Source organism: Nocardia sp. NPDC024068 (assembly GCF_040638875.1).
Taxonomy (GTDB): Bacteria; Actinomycetota; Actinomycetes; order Mycobacteriales; family Mycobacteriaceae; genus Nocardia.
Genome location: NZ_JBEZYU010000034.1, coordinates 20,766 through 35,850, shown reverse-complemented (window position 1 = coordinate 35,850; position 15,085 = coordinate 20,766). Strand labels below are relative to the sequence as shown.

General features: G+C 67.5%; 17 protein-coding genes. 12 read left to right on the top strand and 5 right to left on the bottom strand.

The genetic code is table 11. From position 1 onward, the window contains the following. Positions 1–12 precede the first annotated feature (12 nt). The 4 genes from hsaA to hsaB all read left to right on the top strand — a co-directional run bounded on the left by hsaA (position 13) and on the right by hsaB (position 3,672). Complete coding sequence (hsaA, locus tag AB0F41_RS22240) at positions 13–1,176, top strand: 3-hydroxy-9,10-secoandrosta-1,3,5(10)-triene-9,17-dione monooxygenase oxygenase subunit (RefSeq protein ID WP_357426707.1); 1,164 nt, start codon at positions 13–15, stop codon at positions 1,174–1,176. Further along, positions 1,176–2,054: a 4,5:9,10-diseco-3-hydroxy-5,9,17-trioxoandrosta-1(10),2-diene-4-oate hydrolase gene (gene hsaD / locus AB0F41_RS22235; protein ID WP_357426705.1), complete on the top strand. Its 879-nt coding sequence runs from the start codon at positions 1,176–1,178 to the stop codon at positions 2,052–2,054. Before hsaA ends, hsaD begins: the two co-directional genes overlap by 1 nt. Before the next feature lie 2 nt (positions 2,055–2,056). Further along, positions 2,057–2,956, top strand: coding sequence for an iron-dependent extradiol dioxygenase HsaC (gene hsaC / locus AB0F41_RS22230; RefSeq protein ID WP_357426703.1), 900 nt, complete (start codon positions 2,057–2,059; stop codon positions 2,954–2,956). Positions 2,957–3,054: 98 nt separating this feature from the next. Beyond that, positions 3,055–3,672: a 3-hydroxy-9,10-secoandrosta-1,3,5(10)-triene-9,17-dione monooxygenase reductase subunit gene (hsaB, locus tag AB0F41_RS22225; RefSeq protein WP_357426701.1), complete on the top strand. Its 618-nt coding sequence runs from the start codon at positions 3,055–3,057 to the stop codon at positions 3,670–3,672. Between the two features lie 213 nt (positions 3,673–3,885). Here hsaB and AB0F41_RS22220 read toward each other — a convergent pair whose 3' ends face one another. Then, positions 3,886–4,770, bottom strand: coding sequence for an NAD(P)-binding domain-containing protein (locus AB0F41_RS22220; protein WP_357426699.1), 885 nt, complete (start codon positions 4,768–4,770; stop codon positions 3,886–3,888). Between the two features lie 192 nt (positions 4,771–4,962). Between AB0F41_RS22220 and AB0F41_RS22215 the strand changes: the two genes are divergently transcribed. Next, positions 4,963–5,316, top strand: a complete 354-nt coding sequence (locus AB0F41_RS22215) for a helix-turn-helix domain-containing protein (protein ID WP_357426697.1) — start codon at positions 4,963–4,965, stop codon at positions 5,314–5,316. Between the two features lie 7 nt (positions 5,317–5,323). On the opposite strand, the gene AB0F41_RS22210 is transcribed toward AB0F41_RS22215, so the two are convergent. After that, positions 5,324–6,307, bottom strand: coding sequence for a helix-turn-helix domain-containing protein (locus tag AB0F41_RS22210; RefSeq protein WP_357426695.1), 984 nt, complete (start codon positions 6,305–6,307; stop codon positions 5,324–5,326). Between the two features lie 201 nt (positions 6,308–6,508). On the opposite strand from AB0F41_RS22210, the gene AB0F41_RS22205 reads away from it, so the two are divergent. Continuing rightward, positions 6,509–7,150 carry a hypothetical protein gene (locus AB0F41_RS22205; RefSeq protein WP_357426693.1) on the top strand — a complete coding sequence of 214 codons (642 nt, stop codon included), beginning with the start codon at positions 6,509–6,511 and terminating at the stop codon, positions 7,148–7,150. On the opposite strand, the gene AB0F41_RS22200 is transcribed toward AB0F41_RS22205, so the two are convergent. Next, positions 7,131–7,508, bottom strand: coding sequence for a MerR family transcriptional regulator (locus tag AB0F41_RS22200; RefSeq protein ID WP_357426691.1), 378 nt, complete (start codon positions 7,506–7,508; stop codon positions 7,131–7,133). The genes AB0F41_RS22205 and AB0F41_RS22200 overlap by 20 nt on opposite strands. A gap of 65 nt (positions 7,509–7,573) precedes the next feature. On the opposite strand from AB0F41_RS22200, the gene AB0F41_RS22195 reads away from it, so the two are divergent. Next, positions 7,574–8,677, top strand: a complete 1,104-nt coding sequence (locus tag AB0F41_RS22195) for an alkene reductase (protein ID WP_357426689.1) — start codon at positions 7,574–7,576, stop codon at positions 8,675–8,677. A 75-nt stretch (positions 8,678–8,752) separates the two neighbouring features. Here AB0F41_RS22195 and AB0F41_RS22190 read toward each other — a convergent pair whose 3' ends face one another. Beyond that, positions 8,753–9,706, bottom strand: coding sequence for a WYL domain-containing protein (locus AB0F41_RS22190; RefSeq protein ID WP_357426687.1), 954 nt, complete (start codon positions 9,704–9,706; stop codon positions 8,753–8,755). A 98-nt stretch (positions 9,707–9,804) separates the two neighbouring features. Here AB0F41_RS22190 and AB0F41_RS22185 point away from each other — a divergent pair, with 98 nt between their 5' ends. The 5 genes from AB0F41_RS22185 to AB0F41_RS22165 all read left to right on the top strand — a co-directional run bounded on the left by AB0F41_RS22185 (position 9,805) and on the right by AB0F41_RS22165 (position 13,107). Next, positions 9,805–10,416 carry a TIGR03086 family metal-binding protein gene (locus AB0F41_RS22185; RefSeq protein ID WP_357426686.1) on the top strand — a complete coding sequence of 204 codons (612 nt, stop codon included), beginning with the start codon at positions 9,805–9,807 and terminating at the stop codon, positions 10,414–10,416. 246 nt (positions 10,417–10,662) lie between these two features. Continuing rightward, a complete protein-coding gene (locus AB0F41_RS22180) occupies positions 10,663–11,001 on the top strand; it encodes a WXG100 family type VII secretion target (protein WP_357426684.1) in 339 nt (112 codons plus the stop codon). Positions 11,002–11,012: 11 nt separating this feature from the next. Beyond that, positions 11,013–11,333, top strand: a complete 321-nt coding sequence (locus AB0F41_RS22175; protein WP_357426682.1) for a WXG100 family type VII secretion target — start codon at positions 11,013–11,015, stop codon at positions 11,331–11,333. Next, the gene (locus AB0F41_RS22170; protein ID WP_357426680.1) at positions 11,330–12,808 is read left to right on the top strand and encodes an ADP-ribosyltransferase domain-containing protein; all 1,479 of its coding nucleotides are present in this window, start codon (positions 11,330–11,332) and stop codon (positions 12,806–12,808) included. The genes AB0F41_RS22175 and AB0F41_RS22170 overlap by 4 nt, the downstream gene beginning before the upstream one ends. A gap of 23 nt (positions 12,809–12,831) precedes the next feature. Further along, positions 12,832–13,107, top strand: coding sequence for a hypothetical protein (locus tag AB0F41_RS22165; RefSeq protein ID WP_357426678.1), 276 nt, complete (start codon positions 12,832–12,834; stop codon positions 13,105–13,107). Between the two features lie 242 nt (positions 13,108–13,349). Here the strand turns inward: AB0F41_RS22165 and AB0F41_RS22160 are convergent, their stop codons facing one another. After that, positions 13,350–14,987, bottom strand: a complete 1,638-nt coding sequence (locus AB0F41_RS22160) for an FAD-binding protein (protein WP_357426676.1) — start codon at positions 14,985–14,987, stop codon at positions 13,350–13,352. Positions 14,988–15,085 lie beyond the last annotated feature (98 nt).

Here is a 15,085-nt window from a genome sequence, read left to right as displayed (position 1 = left end):
GCAGGGCCGGAGATGACGCGAGAAGTGACCGAACGGGTCGAAGCGCTGTTGCCCACGCTGCGCGCCCGCGCACAGGAAGCCGAAGATCTTCGGCAGATTCCCGAGGAGAGCATCAAGGACCTGCAGGAAGCCGGGTTCTTCCGGTTGCTGCAACCCACCCAGTGGGGCGGCCATGCCGCCGACCCGGTGATCTTCTACGACACCGTTCGCAAAATCGCCAGCGCCTGCGGTTCCACGGGCTGGGTCGCCGGCATCATCGGCGTGCACAACTGGCATCTGGCGCTGTTCGGCCAGCAGGCCCAGGAAGAGGTGTGGGGCGAGGACACCGATGTGCGGATCTCCTCGTCCTACGCGCCGATGGGCGCGGGAACCGTCGTCGACGGCGGCTACCGGGTCAGCGGATCGTGGGCGTGGTCCTCGGGCTCCGGGCACGCCGACTGGACCTTCGTCGGTGGTCCGGTGATCAAGAACGGCAAGCCGGTGGACTTCGGCAGCTTCCTGATCCCGCGCTCCGAATACAAGATCGACGATGTGTGGAACGTCGTCGGCCTGCGGGGTACCGGCTCCAACACCCTCGTGGTCGAGGACGTGTTCGTGCCCACGCACCGCTTCCTCAGCTACAAGACCATGAACGATCTGGCCTCCCCCGGGCTCGAACGCAATACCGACCCGGTCTACAAGATGCCGTGGGGAACCATCCACCCCACCACCATCTCCGCCCCGATCGTCGGTATGGCCTACGGCGCCTACGAGGCGCATGTAGAGCACCAGGGCAAGCGCCTACGCGCGGCCTACGCCGGGGAGAAGGCCAAGGAGGATCCGTTCACCAAGGTCCGGATCGCAGAGGCCTCCAGCGATATCGACGCCGCCTGGCGGCAGCTGTCGGGCAATGTGGCCGACGAGTACGCGCTCCTGCTCGAGGGTAAGGAGATCCCCTTCGATCTGCGCGTCCGCGCCCGCCGCGACCAGGTCCGCGCGACCGGCCGGGCCATCGCCTCGATCGATAAGCTCTTCGAGAGCTCGGGCGCCACGGCCCTGGTCAACGGCACCCCGCTGCAGCGGTTCTGGCGTGACGCGCACGCCGGGCGGGTACACGCCTCCAACGATCCCGAGCGGGCCTACGTCATGTACGGCACCCACGAGTTCGGCCTGCCGGTCTCGGACGGGATGGTGTGATGACCTCCACCGCCGAACTCACCTACGAGTCCACCTCGAAGTTCGCGCAGGTGCGGCCGGATCTGAAACTGCACTACCACGAGGCCGGAGTCGGCAACGGCCCCACCATCGTGCTGCTGCACGGCGGCGGCCCGGGCGCGTCGTCGTGGTCGAACTTCTCCCGCAATATCCCGGTACTGGCGCGCGACTTCCATGTGATCGCGGTCGACCAGCCCGGGTACGGGCAGTCCGACAAGCCGACCGAGCACCCGCAGTATTTCGTGCACAGTTCCTCGGCACTGAAGGACCTGCTGGACACCCTGGAGCTCGCCGGCCGGGTCCACCTGCTGGGCAACTCCCTGGGCGGCGGCGCTGCGGTGCGGTTCGCGCTCGACTATCCCGACCGCGCCGGGAAGCTGATCCTGATGGGCCCGGGCGGGCTGAGCACCAATCTCTTCGCCCCCGATCCCACCGAGGGCGTCAAACTCCTGGGCAAGTTCAACTACGAACCCACCCGCGAGAACCTCGAGGCGTTCCTGCGGATCATGGTGTTCGACCAGTCCCTGATCACCGAAGAACTGATCGAGGAGCGGTTCGCTTCCGCGAGCACCCCCGAGGCGCTCGCGGCCACCCGCGCGATGGGGAAATCCTTCGCGAGCGCCGATTTCGAGAAGGGCATGCTCTGGCGCGACGCCTACAGGCTGCGCCAGCCGGTCCTGCTGATCTGGGGCCGCGAGGATCGGGTCAATCCGCTCGACGGCGCGCTGGTGGCGCTCAAGAACATCCCCCGCGCCCAGTTGCATGTCTTCGGCGGCTGTGGACACTGGGCGCAGCTGGAGAAGTTCGCCGAGTTCAACCGGCTCGCCACTGATTTCCTGCTCGGCGTCAAGGAGAAATGACGATGAGTATCAAGGCACTCGGGTACATGCGCATCGAGGCCACCGATATGGCGGCCTGGCGCGAGTACGGCTTGAAGGTGCTCGGCATGATGGAGGGCGACGGGAACAATCCCGACGCGCTCTACCTGCGGATGGACGATTTCGCCGCGCGCTTGGTGATCGTGCCCGGCGAGCAGGACCGGCTGCTGGTCTCGGGCTGGGAGGTCACCGACGGTCCGGCACTGCAACGCCTCCGCGAGACGCTGGAGAAGAACGGCGTCGCCTTCGAAGAGGGCACGAAGGCGGAGCTCGCCGAACGTCGTGTCGAGGGGATGATCCGGTTCCAGGACCCCTCCGACAACACGCTCGAGGCGTTCTACGGAGCGCAGTACCTCGGACGCCGGTTCGTCAGCCCGTACGGCCACAAGTTCGTCACCGCCGAGCAGGGTCTGGGTCATGTGGTGCTGACCTGTTCCGACGACGCCGCCGCGCAGGCGTTCTACCAGGACGTACTGGGATTCCGGCTGCGGGACTCGATGCGGTTGCCGCCGCAGCTGGTGGGCCGACCGGAGGACGGAGATCCGGCCTGGCTGCGGTTCTACGGCTGCAACCCCCGCCACCACGCGCTGGCTTTCCTGCCGCTGCCCAACCCGACCGGCATCGTCCACCTCATGGTCGAGGTGGAGAACTCCGACGATGTCGGTCTGTGCCTGGATCGGGCCATGCGCAAGAAGGTGAAGATGTCGGCCACCCTGGGCCGGCATATCAACGACAAGATGCTGTCGTTCTATATGAAGACCCCCGGTGGATTCGATATCGAATTCGGCTGCGAGGGACTGGAAGTCGACGACCACAGCTGGATCGCCCGGGAATCCACCGCGGTGAGCCTGTGGGGTCACGACTTCTCGGTGGGTTTCAAGTGATCTCCGGCCGGGCCCGGTGCGATACTCGCACCGGGCCCGGCTGAATCCGGCGGTCCGTCCGCCGGCAGCTCCAGGAACGAGGCGAGGACGGTATGAACGTGACGGCACCAGCGGATCCGGCCGACAGCGCGGGCGAAGCGGCCGCGGACCAGACCACCATCGATCCCCGGCAGTTCCGCAATATCCTCGGGCAGTTCTGCACCGGTATCACGGTCATCACCACCTTCGCCGACGACGAAACCCCGGTCGGTTTCGCCTGCCAGTCCTTCGCCGCCCTCTCCCTCGACCCGCCGCTGGTGCTGTTCTGCCCCACCAAGGGGTCGCGCTCCTGGGCCGCCATCGAGGCCAACGGCCGGTTCTGTGTGAACGTCCTCGCCGAGGAACAGCAGCCGGTGTGCGCGAAGTTCGGTTCCCGCGAACCGGACAAATTCGCCGGTACCGACTGGCACACCTCCGAGATCGGCCTGCCCCGGCTGGACAACTCGCTGGCCACCATCGAATGCCGGGTGGACAGCGTGGTGGACGGCGGCGACCATTTCATCGTCATCGGCCGGGTCCTGGCGATGACGGAAACCCCCGCCGCCACCAACGGCCGCCCGCTGCTCTTCTACCGGGGTCAGTACACCGCCATCGAACCGGAGAAGACCACCCCGGCCCCCTGGCGCGCCGACCTCGACCACTTCCTCACCACCACAACCCTGGACACCTGGCTGTAGCACCAACGCGCTGCACCGATCATCGATCGGGTTACCAAACCAGCTACCCAGCAGGTAGTTTCGCCTCCGTGCCAGCAACAGGGGAAACGATGAGCAATCAGTTTTCGACCCCCATCATCGACGCACGCCGGTAATTCGTTATCGACTGGATCGCCCAGGGGGGATTACCGGATCTCACGGGGCCGGTCGCCCCCCAGGCGGCGGTGGTGCGCGTTACTCGCGGTGCCCGGCCAGTTCCTCGGTGATCCGCTCCAATCCCTCCCCCGCCCGGCCGTCGGCGATCTGCCGGTCGATGAGGTTCTTGACCGGGCCGACGATATCGAGGGCGACTCCGGCGTCGCGGCTGGCGCGGACGATCGCGTCGAAGGCCGGTTTGTGGAAGCTCGCGGGCTGGACGTCGTCGGTGTAGTCGCCGCTGTCGATCACCTCGGCGTAGGCCGGGAGCAGTTCCGCCATGGCGGCGACGTACGCCGAGGCCCGGGTCGCGAAATCAGACGCGCTGATACCGGCCGAGCGCACCATGGCGGCACCGTGGAAGAAACCGGTGAACATGGCGTACATACCGGCCAGCAGGGCGAAGTCGTAGAGTGCGGCGGTTCCGGCGTCGGCACCGAAATACTCTGCCGAGCCGAGCTTCTCCAGGTCGCCGTGGTATCGGTCGAAGATGGCCGCAGACCCGCTGTACAGGATCGAGGCGCCGGGTGTGCCGATCATGGGCGGCACCGCCATGATCCCGCCGTCGAGGAAATCGATTTCGTGGGCGGCGGCCCATGCGGCGAGCTCGCGGGAGTCCTCCGGGGCGGTGCTTGTCAGGTTGATCAAGGCTTTACCGCGCAGCCGGTCGGCCACGGGATCGAGGACAGTGTGCACAGAGGCGTGGTCGCTGAGCACGGCGACCACCAAGTCGGCGGCCTCGATCGCCGCGGCGGAATCGATGGCGCCGACAGCGCCGAGGCCGATGAGTTCGGTGTCTTTTCCGGGGGTCCGGTTCCACACCGTGGTGGGTAGCCCTGCCTTCACCAGCGTGGCTGCGATGGCTCGCCCCATCGGGCCGAGACCCAGCACCGCCACATTCGTCTGTTGTTCGTTCGCGGTCATTTCCGATTACTCCTTGCCGAGAGGAAACCGCCGCTCCGATCGCTGAAAGCGACCCCTTCCAGGGCGAAGCGGCGATTCCGGTGGACGGTGGCGCGCCGCAATCCACATTCGTCAACAGGGGCTGTCGGGACAAGTACCTACTATTCGGTGGGGTACTGACCAAGAGGTATGTGAGCAGCTGGAGCGTGCGGGATGGGCGAAAAAAGATTCGGGCCGTATTTCTGCGGAATCGATGCCGCCATGGACGTCGTCAGCGGCAAATGGAAGGGTCTGATCCTCTGGGAGCTGCAGAACCACGGCGTGCGCCGCTTCGGCGAGCTCCGCCGCGGCCTGCCCGGGGTTTCGGAGAAGATGCTGATCCAGCAGCTGCGGGAGCTCGAGGAGGATGGTCTCGTCGAACGAGAGGCGCACCCGGAGGTACCGCCGCGGGTCGAGTATCGTTTGACCGATCTGGGCTGCTCTCTCAACACCGCCCTGGGGCCGCTCGGCGCATGGGGGCGGGCGCGTATCGACCGGATCGGCGCCGACCGCGTCCGCACCGCCTGAGGTCAGCTCACCAGACGAAGGGGGTCGCGCGGAATTCCGCGATACTCATACTCCGGCGCCGGCGCACCAGATTGCGGAGCGTGCCGGCGTTGAGATAACCGACCCGCGCCGCGACGGCCTCCAGCGGAAGCGTGGTGGTGCGCAGCAGTAGCGCGGCATGCTCGAGCCGGATGTCGTGGACCAGGTCGCGTGGTGACATACCCAGTTCGGATTGGGTGGCCCGCTGCAGACTGCGCTCGGTGACGCCGAGTTCGTGCGCCGCGCCCGCGATACGGAATTGTTCGCCGAGATGGCCCCGGACCCAGCGTTCGAAATCGGCGATGAGCGGATTCCCCAGTGCCATCACCTCGGGGACGATATGCCCGGCCTGGGCGCGACCCCGGCCCAGCACCAGATAGCGTGCGGCCTTCTCGGCCAGCGCGGGACTCACCTTGTAGACCAGCGAGACGGCGAGATCCACATGCGACAGATACGCGCCGGCCGTGGTGACCGTCGGGGTTCGGCACAGGGTGAGCCCTTCGTCCAGGGCGACCGCCGGATAGCGTTTCCGGAAAGCCGGCCCCAGCCACCAGCTCGTGGTCGCCGAGAGGCCGTCGAGCACACCGGCTTCGGCGAGGAAGAAGGTGCCCGCGCAGGCGCCCGCGACATGCACGCTGCGGGAGTGATCGCTGCTGATCCGGTCCAGTATCGGTTTGTTCTCGTCCGCCGAGATCCGCGCGACGAGTTCGGACGCGTCGAGCACATGCAGCGCCGGCACGATCAGTTCTGCGGGAAACGCGCCGGTATCGGGGAGATCGGCGAGAGGGACGGTGGGGATGGTGTAGCCGTTTCCCGACCGGACGCTCGTACCCGGTGAGACGGTCCGCACCTCCCAGGCGGGCGGCGGCGTCTCGAGCGTATCGCGGAGGGCGTTTGCCAGCGTGAAGGTTTCCAATACCGCGGCCAGCCCCAGGTCCGCGACACCGTCCGTCACGAGAACAGCAACATCCATGTCGGGAATGGTACTGAATATGTCGTATCCGACACTTCAATAGTGCCCCTCCCGGGACTTACGGTCATGTCATCCGCTCGACCCGAGCCGACCGGCCGGTCCGCAGGGCGACCCCGATGCCGCGGAGCCGCAGCTATCCGATTCGCCGACCACCACACCGATGCGGCGAGTCGCGAACCGTCACAACCGAAGGCTCACCCCATGAACAGCCGCACTCATCTCGACCCCGACGCCTTACCGCCGTATCCGCGATTGTGGGCGCGCTGGACGGCCACGGCGGCCGCCTCGGCCGCGGCCGGAGACCAGTGGGGACCCCGGGTGCTGCCCCGGCTCGCCTGGTTCGACAACGGCAGCGGCGGCGGGTCCGTGCTGCGCGTTCTCCCGGGCGGAACGGCGGCGTGGTGGGGTGAGGTCACGGCCGGCGATACCCCCGGCGCACCGGCGATCCCCTTCGGTTACTGGTGGCAGTCCGGACGCTGGCATCTGTCGGAACCCCTGGCGCTCGCGCACCGCGCGCCGGCGATCCCGCGCGTGTGGAGCACCGGCGAAACCGTGGATACGGTAACGGGTCTGCTGGACGATGAGCGGCGGCGCGCGACAGCGGCGATGCTGGTGTACGCCGCGGAGGCCGGATCGGTTACCCCGGCACTGGTCGCGGAGGTCTTCGGGGCGCCCGGACTGGATCCGGAAGCCGCCGCCGGGCAACTCACCCTGGGCGGCCTGCTGACCGGTCCCCGCCGGGTGCCGCACGATCCGCGCCGGACCTCTCCCGGCGCGGATATCGATGGCCTCCCGGCCGACGGCGTCTGCGAGGCAGGGGGTCTCATACCGGCGCGGCGATGAAACTCGCGCCCGCCCGTTCGATCACCTCGTCGAGGACCTCGCGGGAGCGTCGCAGATCGGCGATCATCCGGTCGATCCGATCCCGCTCGACTTCCAGCTCGCTCACCAGTCCGGGTGTCGCCGATTCGTTCGCGCCGCCGTCGGTATCGCGCAGGCACGGCAGGATCTGCACGATCTTCTTGCTGCACAGCCCGGCCGCGAACAGCTCCTGGATATGGATGACCCGATCCACCGCCTGCTCCGGATAGTCGCGATGGCCGCCGGGCGTGCGGCCGGCCGCGAGCAGTCGTTGTTCCTCGTAGTAGCGCAGTGATCGTTCACTGACCCCGGTCCGCTGCGCCAGCTCCCCGATTCGCATTCTCACCTCGCGATTCCGCTCCAGGACTTGAACTTCACATCAATGTCAGGTCTTACCTTTCAGGCATGACAACCGCAACAGTCCACGATCTATTCGCCCCCACCCGCCTGGCCGGGCTCGAACTCCCGCATCGCCTGGTCATGGCGCCGCTGACCCGTAACCGCGCCGAGGCCGACGGGACTCCCTCCGAATTGATGGCGACCTATTACGCCCAGCGGGCCGGCGCCGGTCTGATCGTTGCCGAGGCCGCCACCCCCAATCAGGTGGGGCAGACCTACGCCGGTATCCCCGGTATCCACCGGGCCGAGCACATCGCGGGCTGGCGCCGTGTCACCGACGCGGTCCATGCCGCCGGCGGCCGGATGTTCCTGCAACTCCAGCACGGCGGCCGGGTCGGTCATCCCGACAACAGCGGTCTGGTACCGGTGGCTCCCTCACCGATTCCGCTGCCCGAGACCGTGCACACCCTGTCGGGCCATCAACCGGCCGTGACACCGCGCGAACTCTCGGCCGGCGAGATCGGCTCGACCGTAGCCGATTTCGCCGCCGCCGCCCGCAACGCCGTCGAGGCCGGGTTCGAGGGGGTGGAAGTACACAGCGCCAACGGCTACCTGCTGCACCAGTTCCTGGCCGAGAACACCAACCGGCGGACCGACGCCTACGGCGGACCGGTCGAGAACAGGATCCGTTTCACGGTCGAGGTGGTGCGGGCGGTGGCGGCGGCCGTCGGCCCGGAGCGGGTGGGTCTGCGGATCTCTCCGGCCAACCCCGTCAACGGCATAGTCGAAGGTGATACCGGCGCCCTCTATCCGGCACTCGTCACGGCGCTCGCCGGTCTCGACCTCGCCTATCTGCATATCGTCCGGGCCGATTCGGAAGATCCGCTGCTGCGGCAGCTCCGGGAGATCTGGCCCGGCAGTCTCGTCGCCAACCCGGCGAAAGCGGGCGATACCCGCGACCCGCGCGCGCTCACAGCCGAGGCCGAGCGCCTGCTCGCCGCCGGCGCCGACCACATCGCACTGGGTCGCTCCTTCCTGGCCAACCCCGATCTGGTCGAACGTCTGCGTATCGGCGCACCGCTGAACGCGATCCGGGACGCGCACCTGATGTACGTGGGTGGCGCAGAGGGCTACACCGACTACCCGACTCTCGCCGAAATGGGCGGGTGAGCGGTAGAACACCATCGCCGTACCAGCGCTACCGGCCCTCCCGCGGCGGATATGCCGGGCCTGGTCCGACGCCGGTCAGAGGTGGGCGACCGCGTCGCGGTAGCGCCGCCCCAAGGTGCGAATGTGGCCGACCAGTTCGGGTGGACCGTCGATCCGGAAATCCATCATCAGCATGCTCAGATAGATGGCGATCGTCTCCATCGCGTCCGCGCCGGTGAGCAGCAGACACGAGTACTCGTCGACCGGTTCCACCACCCCGACCGCGGGATTGATCCGGGCGATAACGGTTTCCGCGGGCGCGAGCACCGTGACACGGGCGTGCACCTGCCAACCCGCGGAAGCAACTTCGCGGAGTACGAACGCGACCAGATCACTATCCGGCGGAGTCCGGGCCGCGAAACGGCGGGTACCCGCCACCACCCGGCCCACCCGCGCCACCGGCACCGCGCGCCAACTGTGCCCGTCGAGGTCGTAACCGACCAGGTACCAGCGCCGCTGCCAGCTCACCAGCCGATAGGGCTCCACCTGGTTCCCATCCAGTTCGAGAACCCGCGCGGCCCGGATCGCCGCCGCGATCGTGGCCAGCGTTTCCGCGGGCACCGGCGCGTCGGGTTCCCGGGACCCGGTCGTGGCCGGGCCCACCGCGGTGGCCTCCCGCAGCGCGTTCACGGTGCGCTGCAATCGTTTCGGCAGGATCCGCTCCAGTTTGGTCAGTGCCCGCTTGACGCTGCGGTCGATATCGGAGATTCCGGTGGACCCGTCCTCGGCCAGTCCCATCGCCACCGCGACCGCGATCGCCTCGTCGTCGTCGAGCAGTAGTGGCGGCATGGTGGCGCCCTGCCCGAGCCGGTAGCCGCCGACCGGGCCGCGGGTGCCGTGCACCGGATAGCCGAGTTCTCGCAATCGGGCGATGTCCTGGCGCAGGGTGCGATCGGTGACACCGAGCCGTTGCGCCAGTTCGGGGCCGGTGTATCCGCGGTCCTGGAGCAGTGACAGCAGCCGGAGCACCCGGGTTGTGGTGGAGGTCACATAATCCTCGTTCGCAGCGGGTTTCTTATCAGGAAAGAAATGAGCCTAATAGGGCCATAGTCTGAGTTCAACGCCGCAAACGACCGAGAGGTAAGACGATGGAAACCACCACCACTCCCGAGAGCAGCACCCTGCTCGCGCCGGTCTGGCGTGATGTCCTCACCGCTTCGCACGAGGCGCTGCGCTCGGTCGTCGCACGGATCGAGCCGGATCAGTGGCAGCTCGCGACCCCGTGCGCGGAATGGAATGTCGCGCAGGTGGCCGAGCACGCCGCCGGCGACCAGCGGGCCTTCGCCGCGGCACTCGGGGTGGGCACCGGACCGGACTACGATCCCTTCTCCCCCTCCGGAACGATCGCCGACGATCCCGTCGCTCTGGTCACGTCGGCCCTGGAGGAAACCGCGACTGCCTGGGCAACCGTCACCGACGACACCGAGAACGTCCCCACCCCACTGCCCTTCGGCCCACTGCCCACCCCGGTCGCCGCGGTCCTGTGCGCCCTGGACGCGGCCGTGCACGCCTGGGATATCGCGATCGCCACCGGCCAGGACTCGCCGCTGACCGAGGAACTGTCCGCACCGATTCTCGCCGCCGCCCAGGGCCGGATCGAACCGCTGCGCGATTGGGGCGCCTACGGCCCGGTCGTCGAGGGCGACGGTTCCAGCACGGACCATCTCCTGCGCTACCTGGGTCGCCGACCGGGCAACTGATTGCGGTGCCGCGCCAGGGGCGGTAACCGCCGCGGCGGCGCCGACTCCACCCGGTCGTGCACGGCCCGGCGCCGTGCCTCGACTCCTCCGTTCGTGCCGGCTCTCGCTCTCGTCGCGACAACACAGCAGGCCACGTCACCTGACGGTTGAGTCCGGCTCGAGGTGGAACCGGCCAGATAGGCGGTGCGTCGGATTATTTGTGAGGATCGGTAACCGTATGGACCGTGACGAGCGTGGAGGCGAACAGTGAGTACGACAGGGGAACCGATCTCGGTGGACCCGGGCGCGATGGCCGATGCCGCCCGGTTCTTCTCATCGATGGCGACCACGCTGATCAACGCGGTGAAAGACGTGGACGCGAATATGGAACACCTGCGGGGTACGTGGCGTTCTGCCGCCGCGACCGCCTACGCCGGCGGCTGGGACGAAGCACGCGCCGGTGCCCTGGAAGTGCTGGAGGCCCTCGGCGACATGGCCGAGCTGCTCGGGGTGAACGGGCTGGAGTTCGAGGGCACCGACTCCGATCTGTCCGGCACGGTCGCAGCCGCCGCGGCTGCCACCGCGCCCAGTTCACTACGGCTCTGAGGGAATCGACGTTGAGCAACGAAGGATACGCGGTCGACCTGACCGAGTTGGAGGCGGCCGCGACCCGGTTGGGCAATCTGATCGGGTTCGTGGAGGATTCCCTGCAGCAGATCGACGGTCGCGCGGCGACGCTGCGCGCGGGCTGGTCCGGTGATGCCGCCACCGCCTACGACACCTCCCATACCGAATGGGTCGCCGGTGTGCAGGATATGAAAGACGGCCTGCTGCGAATGCAGGAGGCCGCGAAAACCGCGCACACCAACTACACCAACGCTGTGGCGACGAACGTCTACATGCTGGGTCGCGGGCCCGCGCCGGAGGGCGGGCAGTGAGCGACGTTATCGACGTCGACACATACACCTACTACGAGGTCGCCTCCAGACTCGGCCGCGCCGCGGTGGCCTTCGGTAAAGCGGTCGATACCCGCTGGCAGGCGCTGGCCGACTGCGCCGAGATGACCGGCAGCTACGACGACGCCAAGACCTGGGCCATCGACTACGACACCCGCGCCGCCGAGGCGATCGACACCGCCGAGCTGCTGGCCGAAGCCGCCCGCGGGTATGCGGTCCTGGTCACCGAAATGGGCTACAACCACGCCGTGGCCGATCACGCCTCGATGACCATTCCCTGGCCGGAGCCGGTTCGACCGCCCGACCCCGAGGAAATCGCGCTGTCGAAACGGCCTCCCCTGCCTTCGGCTGGCGGACCCGGGCAAGGGCTGATCACCGAAGGGCTATCGGCCGCGATCGACCTGCTCGACGAAATCGACATCATCATCCCCGACGGTGACACCGGCAAACTCGGCAATGCGCACCGGATCTGGTCGGAGATGGCCGCCGATACCGCCGTCGCGGGGCTCGCCGCCGAGCTGAACCAGCTCGCCGACATGTTCACCACCGTGACCACCTCCGAAGCGATCTTCATCGACGAGGACCTACGCGCCATGGCGGCCGCAGCGACCGATATCGCCGGCATGATGGGCGAGATCGCAGCCGCCGCCGAGGACCACCGCGCCGGCCTGGAAGATATGCGGAACAAGCTGAAAGACCAGCTCGTCGAACTGGCCAAGGATATCGGCACCGAGGTCCTGATCGGCGTCGGCCTGTCGGTGGTCACCGCAGGATTCGGGGCGGCGGTGGCTGCCGCTCGCGCGACCAACGCGGTGCGTAAGTTCGCGGGCCCGATCCGCAACCTGATCACCGCGTTCAAATCCATGAAGCTGGTCAAAGGGGTCAAAACCACCCACCAGGCCACCAACCACCAGCCGACATTGAAACAGCTGGCCTCGCTGAAACCGCAGAAAGCGCCGTCCAAACAGGGGCCCCGCCCACCGCGCCCGCCGGCGGCGCTGACCGACAAGGACAAACAAGCAATCAACGCCTACACCGGCATCGACAATCAGTTCCTCAACGGTGCGCTGCGTAACCCGGATGTCCCGATGGACGACTACGTGCGGACCAGGATTGACGACCTCAACCAAGCGCTGGGGAAACTGCCGAACCACGAGGGCCCGGTCATCCGGCACGCCGACCTCCCCGACGACGTGCTGGCCCGCTACGTGCCAGGTAAACCGATCGTGGAGGATGGATTCACCTCGACCTCACGTTCGGCCGCAGGTTCTCCGCATCACAACACCAGCAACGTGGAGTTCCAAATACAGTCTCTGACCGGCAAAGACGTCACCAACTACTCGAAGAACCCCGAGGAGCTGGAAGTGTTGTTCCAGTCAGGCACACCGTTCCAGGTGGTTTCCCGTCAGGACGTGGGCGGCCGCACCGTGATCAGGCTGGCCGAACTCCCACGGTGAACCACCGAAAGAAAGAGCACACCATGCCCGAACACATCGCAGGAAAAACGTTCTACACCTCCGAGGAGGCAAAGTCCCGAGGGATGCGCTTGTACACCGACGAAGAGTTGGCCGAGATAAACCGCAAGTTCGACACCTGGCAAGCTGAACGAGACGCAAACCCCGACCCCGATGCGTTCGTCCCCTACGGCGGCAGGTTCTCCGACGACTTGGTCGGCACCGAATACGACCCCGACGCCCCCGGCTACCCCGAGCACAAACGTCGCACGTTCAACCCAAGGGAAGCCGGCGACGAGTGAACCAGCCCCTATCCGGGACAGTCACGGCATCGAATTCCGCTCCCCGGTGAGTTCGGGCTGGTACTTGTAGAGAGTCGTCCGCGAGAGCCCCGCAGCCGCGCGATCGAGGACACCGACTCATCGGTCCTGGTCAGCAGCGCACGGGCTTGGCGGATCTGCTCTGGTGAGTCCGAGCCGAACGGCAGGAGCCCGTCGACTGCCAACGCCTTCGGCCGAATCTCGGCGGGCAGCCCTTCCGCGAATCACTCGGCGTTCTGCGACCTCCGCGCTCCCGGAGCGCCCTCCGCGACCACCGTCTCACCCGCCGCGCTCCGGCCGGCCCGACGGCCGGAGAACACGCAGTCCGACAGAGACAGGCCGCTGACGTAGGAGTTCACGCAGATCCCCGCGGCCGTCCGGCCCGCCGCGTACAGCCCCGGGATCACCCCGCCGCCGGTATCGCGGACCGCGCCGGTCTGCTCGTCGACCGCGAGACCACCGACGGTGAACATCGGGCACGGATTGGTGAGGCTCGGTTTGATGGAGACGTCGAGCATCCAGTACGGACCCGCGCCGACCGGGCGGACGTACTCGGCGGGTTTACCCACCGGATCGGGCGCGCCGGTCGCGTAGGCGGCGTTGTGCGCCGCCACGGTCTCCCGCAGTCCCACCGGATCGACCCCCGCCGCTGCGGCCACCTGATCGAGGGTTTTCCCGCGCTTGGCCTTGCGCCGCATCACCTCGAACTGCATCCGCTGGAACCAGGCCGCCTGCGGCCCGATCTGGGAGATCGCGGTGCGCATGAGCGCCTCGTCGGCGAGCAGCCAGCCGATACCGTCGTGCCGGTTGATCAGGGCGTCGCCGACCGCCGCGCCGTAGCGGGTCTCATCGATGACGCGCTGCCCCTTCCCGTCGACCAGCATCGCCCCGGCGAACGAACTCGGCGGCAGCAGGAACCGCCAGGCCGAGACATTGCTCATCCGGTCGGTCGCCGCGCCGATGCTGCGGCCCAGTTCGATCCCGCTGCCGTCGTCACCGGAGCTGCCCAGGGCCAGCCCGTTCTTGTAGGCGGGCGCGTGGGCGTGCAGCATCTCGCGGTTGGCGATGAATCCGCCCGCCGTCAGCACGACCCCGCGCCGGGCGAGGACCCGGATGGTGGTCGCGTACCGGCGGTCCAGCCGGGCCAGTTGTTTCTCCAGCGCGCGGCGCAGCGGGGGGTAGTAGATACCGGGTTTGGCGGCGATCGCGGCCATCCGCACGTAACGGGTCTTGACACGCGCGGGTGCGTTACGCAGGGTCCGGCATTCGACGCCCACGACCGCGCCGGTGTCGTCGGTGATCAGGGCGGTGGCGGTGGTGAGCGTTTCGACCCGCACCCCCTTGCGCTCCGCCGAACGGGCCATCGGCGCGAACATCTTCTTACCGGAGGTACCCCACCCCTTCACCCGGTGACCGCGCTGCGCAGGGGTGATATCGGCGAACGCGCCGGAGATCTCGCTACCGGAGTAGTAGAGGTAGTAGTCGTTGTTCGGATAGGAGGTCTTGTACGGGCACAGTGACGCCTCGAACGGCACTCCGTGCCCGGTCAGCCAGTCGATCATGGCGGGGCTGTCGTCGACGAAACGGCGCAGGGTGGCCGGGGAGACCGCGTCACCGACCTCGCGTTCGAGATAGGCGAGCATCAGTTCCGGAGTGTCCTCGACTCCACCCGCCCGCTGCACCCAGGTGCCGCCACCGGCGTAGATGATGCCGCCGGACAGGGCGGTCGCGCCCCCGCCGGTGAAACGGTCCAATACCAGGACCTGGGCTCCGTCCTCGGTGGCCTGCAGGGCGGTGGCCGCACCGGCCGCGCCGTATCCCACGACCACTACGTCCGCGGTCAGGTCCCATTCGTTCGTCATCTATCAACTCCACCAGAAACTGAAACGAGTTTCCCCGCTGTTTACGCGGCGGAACAAGTCTTCTGCCACACAACATAGACCAACAGCGCAGTCATTCT

What these genes read in the sequence shown, in the direction of transcription:
- hsaA (WP_357426707.1), top strand. Translation starts at nt 13, where the DNA reads ATGACGCGAGAAGTGACCGAACGGGTCGAAGCGCTGTTGCCCACGCTG.
- hsaD (WP_357426705.1), top strand. Translation starts at nt 1,176, where the DNA reads ATGACCTCCACCGCCGAACTCACCTACGAGTCCACCTCGAAGTTCGCG.
- hsaC (WP_357426703.1), top strand. Translation starts at nt 2,057, where the DNA reads ATGAGTATCAAGGCACTCGGGTACATGCGCATCGAGGCCACCGATATG.
- AB0F41_RS22220 (WP_357426699.1), bottom strand. Translation starts at nt 4,770, where the DNA reads ATGACCGCGAACGAACAACAGACGAATGTGGCGGTGCTGGGTCTCGGC.
- AB0F41_RS22215 (WP_357426697.1), top strand. Translation starts at nt 4,963, where the DNA reads ATGGGCGAAAAAAGATTCGGGCCGTATTTCTGCGGAATCGATGCCGCC.
- AB0F41_RS22210 (WP_357426695.1), bottom strand. Translation starts at nt 6,307, where the DNA reads ATGGATGTTGCTGTTCTCGTGACGGACGGTGTCGCGGACCTGGGGCTG.
- AB0F41_RS22205 (WP_357426693.1), top strand. Translation starts at nt 6,509, where the DNA reads ATGAACAGCCGCACTCATCTCGACCCCGACGCCTTACCGCCGTATCCG.
- AB0F41_RS22200 (WP_357426691.1), bottom strand. Translation starts at nt 7,508, where the DNA reads ATGCGAATCGGGGAGCTGGCGCAGCGGACCGGGGTCAGTGAACGATCA.
- AB0F41_RS22195 (WP_357426689.1), top strand. Translation starts at nt 7,574, where the DNA reads ATGACAACCGCAACAGTCCACGATCTATTCGCCCCCACCCGCCTGGCC.
- AB0F41_RS22185 (WP_357426686.1), top strand. Translation starts at nt 9,805, where the DNA reads ATGGAAACCACCACCACTCCCGAGAGCAGCACCCTGCTCGCGCCGGTC.
- AB0F41_RS22165 (WP_357426678.1), top strand. Translation starts at nt 12,832, where the DNA reads ATGCCCGAACACATCGCAGGAAAAACGTTCTACACCTCCGAGGAGGCA.
- AB0F41_RS22160 (WP_357426676.1), bottom strand. Translation starts at nt 14,987, where the DNA reads ATGACGAACGAATGGGACCTGACCGCGGACGTAGTGGTCGTGGGATAC.